Here is a 16,621-nt window from a genome sequence, read left to right on the forward strand (position 1 = left end):
TAGGAGAGGGGGTTTTCAAACCGCTTAACGAACAAGGTTAGCGGATTCTTTCACTCGCAATAAGGTCTGCATGGTAAACAGCCCGCTAAGAACCGAGCGCCCACATCCGCCTAGAGACGGACGCGCCGGCCTGCCCAGCGTCTCACAGTCCGATGTCTACTTCCCATTATAGAGTGTGTCGAAGCAAGCCCGGTCCGCCAGATGAGCTCCGGCGCCAGCCATAAACCATCTCAATCTGGAAGATTTGTCCCTGTTGGCTCCGCCTTAAGTGTTCATTCACCAATCCGCGCGATTTTATGGAGCAGACGCTAACCCGAGGAAACGGCATGACCCATCCCTTCCCGCTACATCGCAGACTTGCCGTTGCCATCAGCAGTCTGGCCCTTGTCGCGATGTCTTCCTTCCCGGCCCAGGCCGTCGAGGATGTGATACGCGTCTTCATGGATCATGCCCGCATCCTCAAACTCGACCGCAACGTCAGCAAGGTCATCATCGGCAACGCCAATGTCGCGGACGTGACCGTTTCCGATCCGCAAACAATCGTGCTGACCGGAAAATCCTATGGCACCACCAATCTGGTCATTCTCGACCAGAACGGCGAGGCTATCGTCGACGAGCGCATTCTGGTGTCAGTTGACGAAGCCAATACGCTTCGCGTCTTCAAACAAACCTCCCGGTCTGTCTATTCCTGTTCACCGGCGTGTGAAGAACATACGCCCACCTCCGGTGCGCAGCCCTGAGCCACGACCGGCGCCGATCTTAAGATTTGCTTAACCAGCCCCGCAATCTCCCGAAGTGTGGGTTACGAATATTCAACCAGTATGTCCTAGCATCGATCCAGGAAACGACTGTCCGGGAGTCCGATGATGGATGTCACAGAACTAGCAGTTCAAACTGGAAAGCCGCCACAGCAGAAACGCCGGATATATTCCCGCTTCCGCAAGTCGCAGGATGGTACCGCTGCGATTGAATTTGCCCTGCTCGCGTTTCCGTTTTTCCTGCTGATCTTCGCCACGATCGAAGCGTTTATCGCCTTTGCCGGGGAGCAAGTGCTGTCAAACGCCGTTGATACCATGGCGCGGCAAGTCCGTACCGGGCAAATCAAGAATCTGTCCGCCGAGCAGTTCCGCACCAAATTCTGCGCTGAAGTCAGCCTGATGATCACCTGCGCTGAAAAGGAAGACCCGAAGGACAGGAAGCTCTATCTCGATGTCCGGCAATTCGCGTCTTTCGCCGCCATTCCCAACTACATTCCCAAGGTTGACAACACGCTCTACTCGGAGCTGGACCCCAGCGATTTTGAGTATAATCCCGGCGGACCGCAGAGCATCAATATCGTCCGGGCCTATTACCGCTGGGAAGTGATGACCGACCTGGTGCGCCCGTTCATCACCAATATCCGCAAGGAAGGCGAAATGCCGCGCGATTATCTGATGGTCGCAACCGCGGCTTTCCGCAACGAGAATTATCCATGAGCGGCATTGCGGTGAGCTTCAAAGGCGGAAACCAAAAGGAACCACGATCATGACGGGCATGCTGGCAAGACTGAACCAAAGCGCTCGGAAACTTCGCGGCGACAGCTCCGGGGTCGGAGCCGTCGAATTTGCCTTGATCGCGCCGGTTCTGATCGTGCTCTACATGGGCGCGCTGGAAATTTCGGTCGCCATGTCCGTCAACAAGAAGCTGGCACGTGCGTCCAGCACCGTGGCAGACCTCGTGACCCAGGAAGAGGACGTCAACAAGGCCACCCTGAAGTCCATGGTGAACGTGGCGGAAAGCGTGATGATGCCATTCCGTACAGACGGGATGAAGGTCAAGATCACCGGCATAGCCGTGGACAGCACCGGTGTGGGCAAAGCCAATTGGTCGTGGCAGCAAGACGAGACACGGCCTTACTCCGTCGGATCAATCCAATCCCTTCCCAAAGAACTGGCCGTTCCGAATACCTTTCTGGTTCGGACCGAAGTCGAACTGGATTACGAACTGCTGCTGGTCCTGTCGGGCATCCAGGACGTCGATTTCAAGACGCTCGAAATGAAAAAGACCTACCATCTGCGCCAACGGGTGGGCGAAAAGGTGACCTGTTCCAACTGTTAGCGCCGCCCGGAAAAAGCCAGATAGCCGAGTATACCAGGACGCAAGACCGCTGCGGAAATGTCAGCGAAGGCTGCCTGCGGAGGTTTCGTCGGGCAATGCTTCCACAAGCCCGCGGACATTGCGGTAGTCTTCAGGACCGGGCGTGACGTAACCACCGCCATAAACAGGCTCGAACGCATCCAGCAATCCCGGAGCGGACGACGCCATGTCATCGAGAAATGTTCCGAGCACCGCAACCAGATCGTCAGGCAGGGAGCGGTGAACCGCATGCGGTCCGTAGGGGATTTTCTGGGAAGACCAGACCACCCGGAGCGGGTCGGCAGCGCTGATCGACGTCTGGTTCCAGCCGCCAAACAATTGCCCCAGGTCCGATCCTGCGTTGCCGGGGATATCGGGCAGCCAGGCAAAGAAGCCGTCAATTTCACCGGTCTGATAGAGCTCAACCACCGAGGCAACGCTGCCAGCTCGGACCATCTGTGGCCGTTCCAGACTGCCCGCCTTGATTGCCTGATCGGGTAACTGCCAGCCGGAGACAGAGCCTTCGTGCGAATACCCCACTGTCAAAGCGGAAACCGGTGCGTTGACGCTGTCGCGGACCACAAGCACCGCCCGGAAACCAGTGGATCCATCTGCAGCGACTGGAGACCGGAAAGCCCGGACGCATCCGCAGGCAGCATCCGCAGCCGCATATGATCTTGCCGAATGGATAGCATAACCGACGCGGCCACTGGCGTGCGCGTCAATCAACGCCGCATAGCTGCCCAGCTTGATGATCTCGACCGGTATGCCAAGAGCGGTGGCGAAGGCAGACTGCACCGCTTCAAGCTTGAGCGGATTGGCAGCGGCAACATAGCTTTCAACCACACCCAGGCGAAGCACAGAGAGAGATTCCCGGTAATCTGCGCGCGCCACGCTCGTCATCATCATCGCCAGCGCCACCATTGATCCACCAAGCATCCAGCCGCCAGCCTTGGCGCGCGATCTGGCAAGTCCGGCAATTCTGACACTGGGCCTGGTCTCTGTCATGACCGATCTATACCACTCTGACGGATAAATGCACTTTCATGGTTACAACAAGGTTACCAGGACAGAGAGATCCGGTCTTTCGATCACGACACAAACCGGCTAACTTGCCGGTCAGTTGGAGACATTTCGCATGGCGCGCGCATTTCTGTTTGTTCTGGATTCTTTTGGCATTGGCGGAGCCCCTGACGCGGAAGCCTATGGCGATCTGGGCGCCGACACGCTGGGTCACATTGCCGAACAATGCGCCGCCGGGCTTGCCGACCGTCCCGGCGTGCGCAAGGGCCGTCTGTCGCTGCCGCATATGCAATCGCTCGGCCTGGCTGAAGCAGCGATCGCGGCATCGGGCAACCTTCCGGCCGGCTGGGTGCGCGCCGCCCGCCCCCGCGGCCTGCATGGCGCTGCGGCCGAAACATCGAAGGGCAAGGACACACCATCGGGGCACTGGGAGATCGCCGGCCAGCCGGTGATGTTCGACTGGGGCTATTTCCCCGATGTCGGCCCCGCTTTCAGCGACGAGCTGGTGGCCAAGATCGTGTCGGAGGCGGAGCTGCCGGGCATTTTGGGAAACTGCCACGCCTCGGGTACGGAAATCATCGCCCGGCTTGGTGTCGAGCACATGAAATCCGGCAAGCCGATCTGCTATACCTCGGCCGATTCCGTATTCCAGATTGCCGCACACGAACAGAGCTTCGGGCTGCAGAACCTGATCGATCTGTGCCAGATCGTGCGCAAGCTTGTCGATCCACTCAACATTGGCCGTGTCATTGCCCGGCCTTTCGTCGGCTCGGCTGAAGCGGGTTTTGACCGGACCGGCAACCGCCGCGATTTTTCGGTGCCGCCACCGGGGCCGACCTTGCTTGACGCGGTCAGCGAGAGCGGCCACCGGGTGTTTGCCGTCGGCAAGATCAGCGATATTTTCGCACACCAGGGTGTGACCGATCTGCGCAAGGCCAGCGGCAATGCCGCGCTTTTTGACGCCACACTGAAGGCAACACAGGATGCCGGGGACGGCGATCTGGTGTTCACCAATTTCGTCGATTTCGACATGCTGTACGGACATCGCCGCGATGTCGCAGGCTATGCCGCGGCACTGGAACAGTTTGACGCCATGCTGCCGCGTTTTGCCAAGATGTTGAAACCGGGAGATCTGGTGATCATGACGGCGGATCACGGATGCGACCCAACCTGGCGCGGTACGCAGCACACCCGCGAATGTGTGCCGATTCTGGGTTTCGGACCTGGAGTCGCAAGCCGCGACATCGGCGTGCGCACATCATTCTCCGATGTCGGCGCAACACTGGCGGGGCATCTGGGGCTGCCACGCGGCGACAATGGAAAGAGCTTTTTGTGACACACGCCGTCAAGAAAGCCGAACTGCATTGCCATATCGAAGGCGCCGCATCTGCGGCGCTGGTGCTGGCTCAGGCGGAAAAATACAACAGCGACATTTCCGGTTTCATCTCGGAGCAGCAATATGTCTGGTCCAGTTTCACCGAATTTCTCGCAGCCTATGATGGCGCCGCCGCCCTGTTTCGGAGTGCCGAAGACTACGCGCTGCTGGCGCGGACCTATCTTCAATCGATTGCGGCTGAAAACGCCATTTATGCGGAAATCTTTGTTTCCCCCGATCACGCGGCCGCTGCCGGCCTGTCGTCTGAAGCCTATTTCGAAGGCCTGGCCGAGGGCATTGCCCAGGCCAAGGCATCTTCCGGGATCGAATGCCGGATGATCATCGTCGGCATCAGGCATCTGGGGCCGGAAAAGGTGGAGGCGGCAGCCAGGCTCGCCAGTACGCGGCCTCACCCCCTGATCACCGGGTTCGGCATGGCCGGAGAAGAACGTTTCGGCAAGGTTGCCGATTTCGCACGTGCTTTCGACATTGCCCGCGATGCCGGACTTGGTATCACCATTCATGCCGGGGAACTCGCCGGACCCGAGAGCGTGCGTGACGCGCTGGACCATGTTCGCCCGGCCCGGATCGGCCATGGCGTGCGGGCTTCCGAAGATGGTGCGCTGACCAGACGGATTGCCGAGGCCGGCGTGGTTCTGGAAGTGTGCCCGGGATCCAACCTGGCGCTTGGCCTGTATCCGGACATTGGCAAACATCCGTTCGACCAGTTGCGCCGCGCGGGCGTCAAGGTGACGCTGAGTTCGGATGATCCGCCACATTTCCGATCGTCGGTGGGCCGGGAATACCAGATGGCGGCGGATGCATGGGGCTATGATACCGCTGATCTTACCAGCATCACCCGAACTGCAATCAAGGCCGCATTCGTCGACGAGCAAACGCGGTCAAATCTCTTGGGACAGCTTGACTGAAATCCAATCTGGCGGTTGCTGGAACCCGGGAATAAGTGTCTAAATCAGGCATGGTTCATGCCGCGCTCCCGGAGGTTTCCCACGGTGGAGCCGGCGCAGACATTCTACCGCGCAGGCGTTTTCCGCATCAAGTTCGACAAGCAGCGGGGCATCTGACACAGATTCAAGGCAGAAAAACATGGACGGCGTTACAGTCATCAACCATCCTCTGGTGCAACACAAGCTCACCATCATGCGTAAGAAGGGAACTTCCACGGCCGGCTTCCGCCGCTTGCTCCGAGAAATCTCCACATTGCTTTGCTATGAGGTCACCCGCGACCTCGAACTGACCATGGAGCACATCGAAACTCCGATGATGGAGATCGAGGCACCGGTTCTTGAAGGCAAGAAGCTGGTTTTTGCCTCCATCCTGCGCGCCGGCAACGGTCTGCTGGAAGGCATGCTCGATCTCGTCCCCTCGGCGCGCGTCGCCCATATAGGCCTGTACCGGGATCACGATACGCTGGAAGCGATCGAGTATTACTTCAAGGCGCCGGAAGATGTGAGCAGCCGTCTGATCATTGTGGTTGATCCAATGCTTGCGACAGGCAATTCCTCCATCGCCGCAGTTGAAAAGCTCAAGGAGCGCGGCGCCCGCAATATCCGCTTTCTTTGCCTGCTGGCCGCACCGGAAGGCATCCGCACGTTCCAGACTGCGCATCCCGATGTGCCGATCTACACGGCTTCCATCGACAGCCATTTGAATGAACAGGGCTACATCATTCCCGGCCTCGGTGACGCCGGTGACCGCATGTATGGGACAAAGTAGGACCCGGCCGCCGCGTTTGGACCCTTTTAACCAAACTTTCGGATTTTCCAGCCATTGGCGCGGCGTTTCATCGACCGTTAGTCTCAAACCTGTTCAATGGGCTGGTATTATCGGGAGTACCGGCATGTTCAAAAATCTGTTTCTTGTCTGCTGTGCCGTGCTCGCAGTTTCCGGCCTGCCCTATTATGCGCAGGATATCTCGGGGTTCATTTCCCAGGATGTCGGCCTGGAAACAGCCGATGACAAGCAGATTTCCGCCGCGGTGGCAAAAGCCCCGCAACAGGCATTGGCGCATTATGCGACCGGTGTCCGCTCGGCGTTTATCCCGCAAAACAAGATGGGTCATTTCTCGGCGGATTTCCAGATAAATGGACGCTATGTGCTGGGAATGATCGATACCGGCGCAACGTATGTGGCGATCAACACCTCAACCGCCCGCCGGCTTGGGCTGGGATTGACCAATGCCGACTTCAAACACCAGGTTCAGACCGCCAATGGCCTGGCCAGGTCGGCCCTGGTCGTGCTGGATCGCATGAACGTCGGTTCCATTTCGGTCAGCAATGTCGAAGCTTTTGTGCTTGATGACAAAGCGCTCACCGCAACCCTGATCGGCATGAGTTTCATGTCGCGGCTCCAGTCCTACCGGGTCAAGAACAACAATCTCGAACTGATCAATTAGACCGCTTCAGCCGGTGTGGCGGCGGCACCGGTCTTGCTGGCCGTTGCAGTTTCAAGCCATCCATCCCGCGCACCATCCTTCACCCTTTTCGGCCAAGAATTACCGGCGAGCGGTCGGGTGGGGTTTCGCTTACCTGCACGGCAGCACGCAATTGGCGTTGCACCATCGCCACCTGATCCTCGTTCCTTGCGTGAACAAGGGCGAGCGGCGTGTCTTTCTCCACCCGCGCGCCGACAGGGAGCAAGCCGGTCAGACCGACAGCATGATCGACGGGATCACCGGGCCGGGTGCGGCCACCGCCGAGCGCAACGACGCTCATGCCGATGCCGCGCGCGTCGTAGCCCGAAACATAGCCTTCCCGCCCTGCGCTCAAGGCTGATATCAGCGGCGCTCTCACCAGATGGCGACCGGGATCGCGGAGGAAGTCCGATGGCCCACCGAGCTCGGCAATCATGCGGTTGAACTGTTCGGCGGCTTTGCCGTCTTCAAGCGCTGCAAGTGCGCGGGTCCTGCCCTCGTCCGCATCGGTTGCCAGTCCGCCTGACACCAGCATTTCCGCTACCAGGGCGAGGGTGACGTCGAGCAAGCGACCATCACGCGCCTTTCCGGTGAGAAAGTCGGCGGCATTAGCCACTTCAACCGCATTGCCGGCGGCACTTGCCAGCGGCTGGTTCATGTCGGTAATCAGCGCGGTGGTCGGCATCCCGGCGCCAGTCGCAACTTCCACCAGCGAGCCAGCCAGCTCATTGGCCCTGTCGGGATTGTCCATGAAGGCACCATTGCCACACTTGACGTCCAGCACCAGGGCGCCGAGGCCTTCGGCGAGCTTCTTGGACAGAATCGACGCGGTGATCAGCGGTACCGATTCGACAGTGGCCGTGACGTCGCGTATTCCATAGAACCGTTTGTCGGCGGGTGCGAGATTGCCGGTCTGACCGATGATCGCACACCCGGCGGAGGCAATCACCTTGCGAAACAGGGCATTGTCGGGCACCGCATTGTAACCGGGAATCGATTCCATCTTGTCGAGCGTCCCGCCGGTATGGCCAAGACCACGGCCGGAAATCATCGGAACCGCCAGGCCGCAAGCCGCCGCGATCGGGGCCAGCATCAACGACACATTGTCGCCAACACCGCCGGTCGAGTGTTTGTCGACAACCGGCCGGTCAAGCTCCGGCCAGGACAAAACCTCGCCGGAATCGCGCATCGCCAGTGTCAGCGCCACGGCTTCAGCGCGGTTCATGCCCTGAAAATACACCGCCATCGCCAATGCCGCGACCTGGCCCTCGGTCACGCTTGAATCAGTCAGCCCCTGGACAAATCTGGCAATGTCGGCGGGATCGAGCTCGCCGCCATCGCGCTTGGTGCGGATGATCTCCTGGGTCAGCATGGTCTACCCCTTACACGCCAAATGGCGTCCAAACCGTCTTGATGCGGACCGCGCGGAAAAGAAACTCTTCGCCCTGGCCCTGTGAGGAGTCAAACCAATCACGCGCCTTGCCATTGTTGGCCCAGACGGCTTTCAGGTTTCCCGCCGATTCCCGCTCGACGAGTTCGGTCCCCCCCGCACTGCCGAAATACCAGTGCGCGGCGACATCGTCATGTTTGGCGATCGTGTCGGCAAGACTGTCCCGGTCACCGGTAACGATGTTCACAACTCCCCCCGGCAGATCGGACGTGTCAAAGACCTGGTAGAGGTCGCAGGCGGCAAGCGGCTGCCGCTGCGACGGCGTCACCACCACCCGGTTGCCCATGGCAATTGCCGGCATGACCAACGAGACGAAGCCCAGCAACGGCGCTTCATCGGGGCAGGAAATGCCCATCACATCCCAAGGTTCGTTGAGCGCGAGCGTCAACAGCCGCTTGTCGGGTGCGCGCACCGCGCCGTCATATTTGTCGGCCCATGCTGCGTAATGCATGATCCTTGCAACCGAGGCCTCGACCTCGCGCCTTGCCACAGAGGAAGACGCACCCGCGTCAGCCAGCCGCCCGGCGAATTCGGCCGCCCGCAGTTCGAGGTTTTCCGCCAGGAAATAGAGCACCTGCGCCCGGGCATGACCGGTCATCCCGCTCCAGCCGCTTGCCTTGTGTGCCGCCTCGACCGCGTTGCGTATGTCCTTGCGGTTGCCGAGCCCGACTTCCGCCAGGTGTTTGCCGTTCTTGCCGGTGACCGGGTAGGAGTAGCCCGAATCCGGGCGGGCCTGCTTGCCGCCGATGTACATTTTCACCGTGCGGTCCAGCCCAGCGGTGTCACCACCGGGAGTCGGCACCGGCGCGGGAAGCGGCTCGCTTTCGGCAAGCGCTTTCGCCTTTTTCTGCCAGGACGGCACCAGATACTCGAGCATGCCTTCGCGGCCTCCCTCGCGTCCAAAGCCGCTCTCCTTGTAGCCGCCAAAGCCGGCAGAGGCGTCAAACAGGTTGGTCGAGTTGATCCAGACAATGCCTGATTTCAGCGTCCGCGCCGCGTCAAATGCCTCATCGAGGTTCTGCGACCAGACCGAGGCAGCCAGGCCATAGCGGGAATTGTTGGCCAGTTGCACGGCTTCGGCAGGTGTGCGGAAACTCATCGAAGCAAGCACCGGGCCGAAAATCTCTTCCTGCGCCAGGGCCGAGGACGGGGCAACATTTGTAAACAGGGTCGGCGGGAAGTAGCAGCCGTCGGCACTTGTGACCGCCTGCGCCCAGCTCGGCTGCCACATCTGCGCGCCGTCAGCGAGTCCCGCCTCCACCCGGGCGGTGATTTCCCGGATCTGGACCGGCGCAACGACGGCGCCCATATCCATGGACTTGTCGAGCGGATTGCCGACGCGCAGTTTCTCCATGCGGGCGCGCAGCTTGTCATGGAAGCGGTCTGCGATGCCTTCCTGGACAATGGCACGCGATCCGGCGCAGCAGACTTCGCCCTGGTTGAACCAGATTGCGTCGACCACACCTTCAACCGCGGCATCCAGATCGGCATTGTCGAAGACGATGAAGGGGGATTTGCCGCCAAGCTCCAGCGACAGCTTCTTGCCCGATCCGGCGGTCTGACGCCGCAGCAGCCGTCCGACTTCGGTCGACCCGGTGAAGGCGAGCTTGGCGATGCCGTCATGGCCGGCAAGCAGGGCGCCGGTCTCGCCGGCGCCGTTGACGAGATTGAACACCCCGTCCGGAAGGCCGGCTTCCGCGCAGATTTCGGCAAAAGCGAGGGCAGTCAGCGGGGTGTGTTCAGCTGATTTGAGAACAACCGTGCAGCCCGCGGCAAGCGCCGGCGCCACTTTCCAGGACAGCATCAGCAGCGGGAAATTCCACGGGATGATCTGCCCGCAGACACCTGCAGCCTCGTATCCGGGAAAGGCGGTGTCGCAAAGCTCGGCCCAGCCGGCGTGGTGGTAGAAATGCCGGACCACCAGCGGAATGTCGATATCGCGGGTTTCACGAATGGTCTTGCCGTTGTCCAGCGTTTCCAGCACCGCGAGAAAACGGGCGTGTTTCTGAACATGGCGGGCCACGGCATAGAGATGACGCGCACGCTGATTGCCCGATAGCGCCTGCCATTTTTTGAGCGCCTTGGCGGCTTCATGGACCGCGCTGTCGACATCGGCGGAATCGGCTATCGCGACATCGGCCAGTTTTTCACCGTTCGCCGGATTGGTAACGGCAAATGTCTTGCCTTTGGCTTGCGTGAACCTGCCGCCGACAAAGTGTCCAAATCCTGCCTTGTGGCTTTCAAGCCATGCGCGGACATCCTTGTCGTCTTCGGGAGCCGGGCCATATTCCATGGTGTTCAAAATATCTCTGATCTTGTTCATGGAGCGCTCCTCACGCCAGTCCGTGACGATGGGCCGAGGAATAGCGGCCGCTCACATTATGTTCGATCTGCCGCTCGATATCGCCCAACAGCGAACTTGCGCCGAACCGGAAGAGATCCGGTTTCAACCAGTCGTTTCCAAGCTCTTCCTTCATCAGGATCAGCCAGGAGATGGCTTCCTTGGTGCTGCGGATGCCGCCGGCGGGCTTGAAACCGCAGATCTGTCCGGTCAATTCCAGATAGTCGCGAACCGACCTCACCATTGTCAGACTTACCGGCAGCGTCGCATTGACCGCTTCCATGCCGGTCGAGGTCTTGACGAAATCGGCGCCGGCCATCATCGAGACCATCGACGCCTTGTAGACATTTGAAAGGGTCTTGAGCTCGCCAGTGGCCAGAATTGCCTTCATGTGAGCCTCACCGCAGGCTTCACGCATCGCGCGCACTTCGTCATAAAGGTCCGACCAGTTGCCAGTCAGCACGTGACGGCGGGAAATGACAATATCGATCTCGGCAGCGCCTTCCCCGACGGCATAGCGGATTTCCGCCAGCCGGTCTTTCAGCGGCGTCAATCCGGCAGGAAAACCGGTCGCGACCGACGCCACCGGAACGCCCGAGCCTTCAAGCGCCTTGACCGCGGTTGCGACCATCATCGGATAGACACAGACGGCGCCGGTCTTCAGATCGTAATCTTCCAGCCCCAAAGCCTTGCGCAGATCCGCCCGCAGCGGATTGCGGGCCTTGGCGCAGAGCCGTTCGACCTTTCCGGGCGTGTCGTCTCCTGCCAGTGTCGTCAGGTCGATGCATTCGATTGCCCGAATGAGCCAGGCTGCCTGCCAGGCCTTCTTGACGGTCCGCCGGGTCGCAAGCGTCGCAACGCGGCGCTCGGTCGCGGACAGATTGACCGACATGTTCTCGAACATTGCCGGAAGGAAAGCGGTGCCGGTATTGCGTTTGTGGACCGGCGCAAGCGAGACGAGCTGCGAGCCCGTTGTCTCGCGCGCAACACCCGGTGTTGGGGCATTTCCTGGACTCATGCCAAATCTCCGATGAGGTGCGTGAGGATGGCGGACAATCGTTTGCCGCCAACCGGAGCCATGTCCTTGGTTTCCTGATGGCTGAGTTCGCCGCCCGTCATTCCGGCAGCATAATTGGTAATGACCGAGGCGGCAGTAACTTTCATTCCGAGAAACCGGGCAAGAATGACTTCAGGGACCGTCGACATTCCGACAGCATCCGCGCCCAAGATGCGCGCCATGCGGATTTCCGCCGGGGTTTCGAAACTCGGACCCGAGAGCCACATGTAGACGCCTTCGTGCAACTCGGTGCCCGTGGCTTGAGCCGCCGCTTTCATGCGTGCAGCGAGGTCTGCATCATAGGCATTTGTCATGCCGACAAAACGCCGGTCGCTGGGTTCGCCAAACAGCGGATTGGTGCCTGAAAAATTGATGTGATCGGAAATCCGCATCACCGAGCCCGGCGGCATCTCCTGACGCAAGGATCCGGCAGAATTGGTCAGGATCAGATTGGTGACGCCAAAGCCCTGCAACGCCACCAGCGATGCGCGCATCGCGTCAGCTCTGCCGTGTTCGTAATAATGCGACCGGCCCGACAGCATGATCACCGGGGTTTTGCCGATATGGCCGGCGACAAGTTCTCCCGCATGGCCGGAAACACCACTTTCAGGAAAGCCCGGCAGATCGCTGTAGGGGATGCGCACCGGGTCGGCGACCGTTTCGACCAGGGAGCCGAGGCCCGAGCCCAGGACAATGGCATGGCGCGGTTCCAGACCATGCAGCCTGTCGGTGAGGACATCGATCGCCGCGTTCATCCGATCACCTCGGTTTCAAATGCAAAGGGCAGCAATTCATCCATCCGCATTGTCTGTCTGACGCCTTCAGCATCACACAGATGCACCAGCGTATCTGCATCGGCAAACTCGGCCAATCTTTGCCGGCAACCGCCGCAGGGCGGACACAGTTCCAGCTTTTCGGCCACCACCGCAACTTCGCGGATGCGGTGTCCGCCAGCCATAATCATGTGACTGATTGCCGTGGTCTCGGCACACCAGCCTTCGGGAAAAGAGATCACCTCGATATTGGCGCCGGCATGGATCCGGCCGTCCGCATCGCGGATGGCGGCGCCAACGGGAAACTTGGAATAGGGCGCATGGCATCTGGCCATGGCGGTCCGGGCGGCCTCAAACAGATCACGGGACATGTCATCGTTCCTTGACATAGGGCACGCCGCCGGCACGCGGCGGAATGGCCTTGCCGATAAAACCTGCCAGCAGGATGACGGTCAGCAGATAAGGCAGCGCCTGCATGAACTGAACCGGCACCATGCCGATGAAGGGAAGCGGATTGCCCTGCATGCGGATCGACATGGCGTCGAGAAAGCCGAACAACAAACAGGCGAACATGACGTTGACCGGCTTCCATTTGGCAAAGATCAATGCCGCCAGCGCGATGAAGCCCTTGCCCGCGGTCATGCCCTTGACGAAGCCGGCCGTCATGGCCATCGACAGATAGGCGCCGGCGACACCGCAGAGAATCCCGCAGCAGATCACCGCCCGGTAGCGCATCCAGGTCACGGAGATTCCGGCCGTATCAACCGCACCGGGATTTTCGCCGACCGCGCGCAGACGCAGCCCGAACCGGGTCCGGTAAAGCACCCACCAGGTAAACGGAACCAGCGCGAACGCCAGATAAGTCAGCAGGAAATGGCCTGACAGCAGGTTTGAATAGATCGACCCAAGCACCGGTATGTCGGCGAGTTCGGCGGCAAAGGGCAGTTCGACGGTGGTAAACCGTTCGCCGTCGCGCAATTGCGGGGTCCGCCCGCCCTGCCGGAACCAGGCCTGGCCGAGAATGACTGTGGCTCCGAGCGCAATGAAATTGATCGCAACGCCGGAAACGATCTGATTTCCTCGCTGGGTGATGGACGCAAAGCCATGCACAATCGCCAGGCAGACCGAGACAAACACCGCAGCGCAAAGTCCGATGAATGCCGAACCGAACACCGACGCTGCGGCACCGCCGGCGAAGGCCGCGGCGAGCATTTTGCCTTCAAGCCCGATGTCGAAAATACCGGCGCGCTCGGAGTAGAGACCTGCAAGCGCCGCCAGGATCAACGGCACCGAAACCCGGATGGTGGATTGCAGAATAACGATGAGGGTGTCGAAATATTCCATGATCTCACTCCGCCGCTGGCAGGGGTTTGTCGGCGCGGGCGGAACCCAGTGTGGCAAAGAACGTGGTGATTGCCGGCCGGAACATGTTTTCCAATGCACCGGCAAACAGGATGACGAGGCCCTGGATAATGGTGATCATGTCGCGCGAGATCTCCGGCATTTCAAAGGAAATCTCCGCGCCGCCCTGATACAGCACACCGAACAGGATCGCCGCCGGGACGATGCCGACCGGATGGGACCGGCCCATCAGCGCCACGGCAATGCCGACAAAGCCGGCGCCTGCCACGAAATCGAGCTGCATCGAGTGCTGATCGCCCATGATCGGGTTCAGCGCCATCATGCCGGCCAAGGCGCCCGACATCATCATGGTGATGATGATGATGCGGCTTTGGCGAATACCGGCATAGCTTGCCGCCGAGGGGCTGTGGCCCATGGTGCGGATCTCGTAGCCCAGTTTTGTGCGCCAGATCACAATCCAGACCACAATCGCAGCGACCAGTGCCAGCAGGAAGGACAAATTGAACGGCGCGCCGCCAATATCCAGCCCGACGGACGCCAGCAACCAGTCGAGACGGGGCAGTTGCCCGCCGTCGGCAAAGGTGCGGGTTTGCGGCGCCATGGAGCCGGTCGGCTTGAGCACATCGACCAGCACATAGACCATCAAACTCGACGCGATGAAATTGAACATGATGGTGGTGATCACCACATGGCTGCCGCGTTTGGCCTGCAGCCAGCCCGGTATCATCGCCCAGAAGGCACCGACCAGTGCGGCGCCCAGGATTGCGACCGGAAAGACGACATACCAGGGCGCAAACTGGTCGAGCCAGAGGCAGGGCAGCGCCACACCGAGGCCGGCGACATAGGCCTGGCCTTCGCCGCCGATATTGAACAATCCGCAATGAAAAGCGACAGCGACAGCCAGCCCGGTGAAGATGAAGTTTGTCGCATAATAGAGCGTATACCCGATTCCCTCGCCATAGCCGAACGCGCCTTCGATCAGCAGAGTGGCAGCGCGCAGCGGGCTCTGACCAACCGCCAGAACGACCAGACCCGCCACCAGAAAGGCAACCGCCAGATTGACCAGCGGGATCAGTCCATAATCCACCCAGGCGGGCAGCTTTGCATAGGGCACGCTCATTCCGCTGCCTCCCTGGTATCTTCGACGCCCGCCATCAGCAGTCCGAGTTCCGCCTCCCCGGCGTCCGGCGCGCGTTCGCCGACGATGCGACCGTCGAACATGACCAGAATCCGGTCCGACAACGCACGAATCTCGTCGAGCTCGACCGAAACCAGCAGAACTGCCTTGCCGGCATCGCGCATTTCAATAATGCGCTTGTGAATAAATTCGATGGCGCCGACATCGACTCCGCGGGTTGGCTGACCAATCACGAGAACCGCCGGATCCCGCTCCATTTCACGCGCCAGCACAATTTTCTGCTGATTGCCGCCGGAAAAATTTGCCGTTTTCAGCAGTGGGTTGGGCGGTCGAATGTCATATTTCTCGATCTTGTCGGCCGCATCCTTGCGGATTGCGTCGATGTTGAGAAAAACTCCGTTGAGATATTTCGGATCGTCGTGATAGCCGAGGATGGTGTTCTCGCTCTGATCGAATTTCAGCACCAGGCCCATGTGCTGACGGTCTTCGGGGACATGGGCCAGGCCCCGACGTCGCAATTCGGCGGCATCGGTCTTTCCAGTCACGTGAACCGGCTGACCTTGCAGCTCAACCTTGCCCCTGACGGCGCGGCGAATGCCGGAAATCGCCTGCAGCAATTCGGACTGGCCGTTGCCCGCAATCCCGGCAATCCCGACAATCTCACCGGCGCGAACGGTAAAGGAGACATCCTTGACCATATCGACGCCGCGGCTGTCGCGCACCGTCAGGTTTTCCACGGACATGAGCACTTTGCCGGGCGATGCCGGGCCCTTGTCGACCTGTAGCAGCACACGGCGTCCCACCATCAGTTCGGCCAGTTCTTCGACCGAGGTTTCCGCAGTTGCGCGCGTTGCCACCATCTCGCCCCGCCGCATAACCGACACCTCGTCGGTCACCGCCATGATCTCGCGCAGCTTGTGGGTGATCAGCAGGATGGTCTTGCCCTGCGATTTGAGCTGCTCAAGAATGCGGAACAGGTGATCGGCCTCAGCCGGGGTGAGCACCCCGGTCGGCTCGTCGAGAATCAGGATTTCGGCGCCGCGATAGAGCGCCTTGAGGATTTCGACACGCTGCTGGATGCCAACCGGAAGCTCTTCGATGACCGCATCGGGATCCACCTCGAGCTCGTACTCATCCTCAAGCCGCTTGAGTTCCTGACGCGCCTTGGTGATGCCGGCATTGAGGATCTGGCTTTCCTCCGCGCCGAGCATGATGTTTTCAAGCACGGTAAAATTCTCAACCAGCATGAAGTGCTGATGCACCATGCCAATTCCGACGGCAATCGCCGCATTGGGGTCCCTGATCTCGGTTTTTTTGCCATCCACAAAAATGTCGCCATCGTCGGCCTGGTAGAAGCCATAGAGAATCGACATCATGGTGGACTTGCCGGCGCCGTTTTCGCCGACAATCCCGTGAATCGTGCCCTTGCGGACGGTCAGATTTATATTCTTGTTGGCATGAATGAGGCCGAACTTCTTGTCGATCCCCTTCAGCTCAATGGCAATGTCGTTCATGGCCCCTCGTTTTTTCCCCAGGTTCGTCATTACCGCCCT

At 60.1% G+C, this 16,621-nt stretch carries 16 protein-coding genes; 7 read left to right on the forward strand and 9 right to left on the reverse strand.

All coding sequences use genetic code 11. The features are described from left to right. Nucleotides 1-392 precede the first annotated feature (392 nt). The 3 genes from PZ897_RS19470 to PZ897_RS19480 all read left to right on the forward strand — a co-directional run bounded on the left by PZ897_RS19470 (nucleotide 393) and on the right by PZ897_RS19480 (nucleotide 2,097). A complete protein-coding gene (locus PZ897_RS19470; protein ID WP_275754586.1) occupies nucleotides 393-740 on the forward strand; it encodes a pilus assembly protein N-terminal domain-containing protein in 348 nt (115 codons plus the stop codon). 123 nt (nucleotides 741-863) lie between these two features. After that, nucleotides 864-1,475 carry a TadE/TadG family type IV pilus assembly protein gene (locus PZ897_RS19475; RefSeq protein ID WP_343217475.1) on the forward strand — a complete coding sequence of 204 codons (612 nt, stop codon included), beginning with the start codon at nucleotides 864-866 and terminating at the stop codon, nucleotides 1,473-1,475. Nucleotides 1,476-1,524: 49 nt separating this feature from the next. Beyond that, nucleotides 1,525-2,097, forward strand: a complete 573-nt coding sequence (locus tag PZ897_RS19480) for a TadE/TadG family type IV pilus assembly protein (protein WP_275754417.1) — start codon at nucleotides 1,525-1,527, stop codon at nucleotides 2,095-2,097. A 60-nt stretch (nucleotides 2,098-2,157) separates the two neighbouring features. Here PZ897_RS19480 and PZ897_RS19485 read toward each other — a convergent pair whose 3' ends face one another. Continuing rightward, the gene (locus tag PZ897_RS19485; RefSeq protein WP_275754418.1) at nucleotides 2,158-3,123 is read right to left on the reverse strand and encodes a PhnD/SsuA/transferrin family substrate-binding protein; all 966 of its coding nucleotides are present in this window, start codon (nucleotides 3,121-3,123) and stop codon (nucleotides 2,158-2,160) included. Nucleotides 3,124-3,253: 130 nt separating this feature from the next. Here PZ897_RS19485 and PZ897_RS19490 point away from each other — a divergent pair, with 130 nt between their 5' ends. From PZ897_RS19490 to PZ897_RS19505, 4 genes are all read left to right on the forward strand, one after another. Further along, the gene (locus PZ897_RS19490) at nucleotides 3,254-4,474 is read left to right on the forward strand and encodes a phosphopentomutase (protein ID WP_275754419.1); all 1,221 of its coding nucleotides are present in this window, start codon (nucleotides 3,254-3,256) and stop codon (nucleotides 4,472-4,474) included. Next, a complete protein-coding gene (locus tag PZ897_RS19495; RefSeq protein WP_275754420.1) occupies nucleotides 4,471-5,442 on the forward strand; it encodes an adenosine deaminase in 972 nt (323 codons plus the stop codon). Before PZ897_RS19490 ends, PZ897_RS19495 begins: the two co-directional genes overlap by 4 nt. Nucleotides 5,443-5,620: 178 nt before the next feature. After that, nucleotides 5,621-6,250: a uracil phosphoribosyltransferase gene (gene upp, locus PZ897_RS19500; protein WP_275754421.1), complete on the forward strand. Its 630-nt coding sequence runs from the start codon at nucleotides 5,621-5,623 to the stop codon at nucleotides 6,248-6,250. A gap of 124 nt (nucleotides 6,251-6,374) precedes the next feature. After that, entirely contained in the window at nucleotides 6,375-6,929 is a 555-nt protein-coding gene (locus PZ897_RS19505; RefSeq protein WP_275754422.1) for a TIGR02281 family clan AA aspartic protease, read from the forward strand. Nucleotides 6,930-7,008: 79 nt separating this feature from the next. Here the strand turns inward: PZ897_RS19505 and deoA are convergent, their stop codons facing one another. The 8 genes from deoA to PZ897_RS19545 form a co-directional block, all read right to left on the reverse strand. Further along, nucleotides 7,009-8,319, reverse strand: coding sequence for a thymidine phosphorylase (deoA, locus tag PZ897_RS19510; protein ID WP_275754423.1), 1,311 nt, complete (start codon nucleotides 8,317-8,319; stop codon nucleotides 7,009-7,011). Nucleotides 8,320-8,329: 10 nt separating this feature from the next. After that, on the reverse strand, nucleotides 8,330-10,720 hold the full coding sequence (locus PZ897_RS19515) for an aldehyde dehydrogenase family protein (protein WP_275754424.1): 2,391 nt from the start codon (nucleotides 10,718-10,720) through the stop codon (nucleotides 8,330-8,332). A gap of 10 nt (nucleotides 10,721-10,730) precedes the next feature. Beyond that, nucleotides 10,731-11,642: a deoxyribose-phosphate aldolase gene (deoC, locus tag PZ897_RS19520; protein WP_275754588.1), complete on the reverse strand. Its 912-nt coding sequence runs from the start codon at nucleotides 11,640-11,642 to the stop codon at nucleotides 10,731-10,733. Nucleotides 11,643-11,752: 110 nt separating this feature from the next. Continuing rightward, on the reverse strand, nucleotides 11,753-12,550 hold the full coding sequence (locus PZ897_RS19525) for a purine-nucleoside phosphorylase (protein ID WP_275754425.1): 798 nt from the start codon (nucleotides 12,548-12,550) through the stop codon (nucleotides 11,753-11,755). Continuing rightward, nucleotides 12,547-12,939 (reverse strand): cytidine deaminase, encoded by a 393-nt coding sequence (locus PZ897_RS19530; RefSeq protein ID WP_275754426.1) that lies wholly within the window; start codon nucleotides 12,937-12,939, stop codon nucleotides 12,547-12,549. Before PZ897_RS19530 ends, PZ897_RS19525 begins: the two co-directional genes overlap by 4 nt. Nucleotide 12,940: 1 nt before the next feature. After that, on the reverse strand, nucleotides 12,941-13,912 hold the full coding sequence (locus PZ897_RS19535; RefSeq protein WP_275754427.1) for an ABC transporter permease: 972 nt from the start codon (nucleotides 13,910-13,912) through the stop codon (nucleotides 12,941-12,943). A 4-nt stretch (nucleotides 13,913-13,916) separates the two neighbouring features. Next, on the reverse strand, nucleotides 13,917-15,050 hold the full coding sequence (locus PZ897_RS19540) for an ABC transporter permease (RefSeq protein ID WP_275754428.1): 1,134 nt from the start codon (nucleotides 15,048-15,050) through the stop codon (nucleotides 13,917-13,919). Beyond that, nucleotides 15,047-16,582, reverse strand: coding sequence for an ABC transporter ATP-binding protein (locus PZ897_RS19545; RefSeq protein WP_275754429.1), 1,536 nt, complete (start codon nucleotides 16,580-16,582; stop codon nucleotides 15,047-15,049). Before PZ897_RS19545 ends, PZ897_RS19540 begins: the two co-directional genes overlap by 4 nt. Between the last annotated feature and the right edge of the window lie 39 nt (nucleotides 16,583-16,621).

Source organism: Hoeflea sp. YIM 152468 (genome assembly GCF_029210485.1).
GTDB lineage: Bacteria > Pseudomonadota > Alphaproteobacteria > Rhizobiales > Rhizobiaceae > Hoeflea.